The sequence below is a fragment of the Yoonia sp. genome (assembly GCF_036007805.1).
Classification (GTDB): domain Bacteria; phylum Pseudomonadota; class Alphaproteobacteria; order Rhodobacterales; family Rhodobacteraceae; genus Yoonia.
Window position 1 is genome coordinate 1 of record NZ_DASYOK010000276.1, and the last position, 2,089, is coordinate 2,089.

A 2,089-nucleotide genomic window follows, 5' to 3' on the forward strand; every position below is an offset into this window, starting at 1 on the left:
CTTTACCCACGAGAGGATAAAGCAAATGCCGCTTAAAGAACTCGTTGAACGTCGCAATATCCTGCACCGCAAGAGCGATGCGCAAACTGTGCTGCGTCATGCGCTGGATGATGTGGAACTTGGCAAAATTGCTCTTGTGTCCTCCTTCGGGGCCGAGAGTGTCGTGCTCTTGCATATGGTGTCAGAGATCGACAAGGACGCACCCGTCATTTTCCTCGATACCGAAATGCTGTTCGAGGAAACGCTGGCCTATCAGAAAGAAGTCGCAGAACATCTGGGGCTGCGCGATGTGCGCGTGATTACGCCAAACCGCAACGCGGTGCTGACCGAGGATGTGGACGGGCTTTTGCATCAGGCCGACAAGGATGCCTGCTGTGATCTGCGCAAGACCCGGCCCCTGGCCGAAGCGCTAGAAGAGTTCGACGGCTGGATCACGGGCCGCAAACAGTTTCAAGGCGGCAGCCGTGCGACGCTCCCGCTGTTTGAAAAGGACGGCCGCAAGATCAAGATCAACCCGCTTGTCCAGTGGAGTTCTGCCGACCTGAACGCTTACATTACCGATCACAACCTGCCACGCCATCCGCTGGTGGCCAAAGGCTATCCCTCCATCGGATGTTTGCCCTGCACCACCCGCGTGAGCGACCATGAAGACCCGCGCGCAGGCCGCTGGCGTGGTAGCGACAAAACCGAATGCGGGATTCATTTTGGGAATGGCAAAGCCGTACGACAAGGACAGGCAGCATGAGTGTGATTGTAACAGACCGCGGGTTTACCACGGATGATTTCACAGCCGGCTTTGTCGGCTTGGGTGAAAAAGCCGCAAATGATTGCGGCTATGGCATCGACCTGCCGTCCGACACGTCACCTGACGCCTTGGCCGATCTGACACAGGCCAAGATGATCCGGATTGATTTCCCCTCCTCGGCAGACGGGCGCGGCTTTACGCTTGCCGCGCTGTTGCGGCGGGCGGGCTATCAGGGACGGTTGCGCGCCAAGGGCCATGTGCTGGCCGATCAATACGCCATGGCGCGGCGGTCAGGCTTTGACGAGGTGGAGATTGACGACGCCCTCGCCACACGCCAGCCCGAAGACCAATGGCTCTACCGTGCAGATTGGCAAAACCACCACTATCAGGCCCGTTTGCGCGGCTAATCGGCAAAGAATAGACCCGCACCCCTTTCCCTGATCCAGATCAACGACTAAACCGGAGGGCGGCCCTATCAGGGCTGCCATGAATGATATGACCGAGCAAAAACCTGTGACTTTAGATACCGCCAAAGCCGTGCCCACCCTGCCCGATGCGCAGACCGTGACTGAAGTGAAACACTACACGGACCGTCTGTTTTCCTTTCGGGTGACGCGGCCTGCATCCTTGCGGTTCCGGTCGGGCGAGTTTGTGATGATCGGCCTGATGGGCGATCCGGACCCTAAAACCGGCAAGCAAAAGCCGCTGCTGCGCGCCTATTCGATCGCGTCGCCCTCTTGGGATGAAGAGCTGGAGTTCTATTCGATCAAGGTGCAAGACGGCCCGCTGACATCCCGCCTGCAACATATCCAGCCCGGTGATGAACTGATCCTGCGCCCGAAACCCGTTGGCACGCTGGTGCATGACGCCCTGCTGCCCGGCAAGCGGATCTGGTTCTTTGCCACCGGCACAGGCTTTGCACCATTCGCGTCCTTGCTGCGCGAACCGCAGACCTACGAAGACTATGACGAGGTGATCATCACCCACACCTGCCGCGAAGTGGGTGAACTGACCTATGGACGCGACCTGATCGAAGCCCTGAAAACCGACGAATTGCTGAACGAAGTGATCGGCGAAGGGTTCTGGAAGAAGATCAAATACTACCCGACAACCACCCGCGAAGAGAGCCCAAAGATGGGCCGCATCACTGACCTGATGCGCTCGGGCGAGGCATTTGCCGATCTGGGCGTGCCGCCACTGTCACCTGAAACCGACCGCGCGATGATCTGCGGCAACCTTGCCTTCAATCTTGAGCTCAAGGATATGCTGGAAGAATACGGGCTGGTCGAAGGGGCCAACTCGAACCCCCAGCATTACGTCGTAGAAAAGGCATTTCTGGACTAA

At 58.2% G+C, this 2,089-nt stretch carries 3 protein-coding genes; all 3 read left to right on the plus strand.

Annotated elements, in window-relative coordinates; translation table 11 throughout:
- Window positions 1-25: 25 nt before the first annotated feature.
- The 3 genes from VGP75_RS14780 (at window position 26) to VGP75_RS14790 (ending at window position 2,089) form a co-directional block, all read left to right on the plus strand.
- Window positions 26-745: a phosphoadenylyl-sulfate reductase gene (locus tag VGP75_RS14780; protein ID WP_327544397.1), complete on the plus strand. Its 720-nt coding sequence runs from the start codon at window positions 26-28 to the stop codon at window positions 743-745.
- A complete protein-coding gene (locus tag VGP75_RS14785; protein ID WP_327544395.1) occupies window positions 742-1,152 on the plus strand; it encodes a DUF934 domain-containing protein in 411 nt (136 codons plus the stop codon). Before VGP75_RS14780 ends, VGP75_RS14785 begins: the two co-directional genes overlap by 4 nt.
- Window positions 1,153-1,240: 88 nt before the next feature.
- Entirely contained in the window at window positions 1,241-2,089 is an 849-nt protein-coding gene (locus VGP75_RS14790) for a ferredoxin--NADP reductase (RefSeq protein ID WP_400088873.1), read from the plus strand.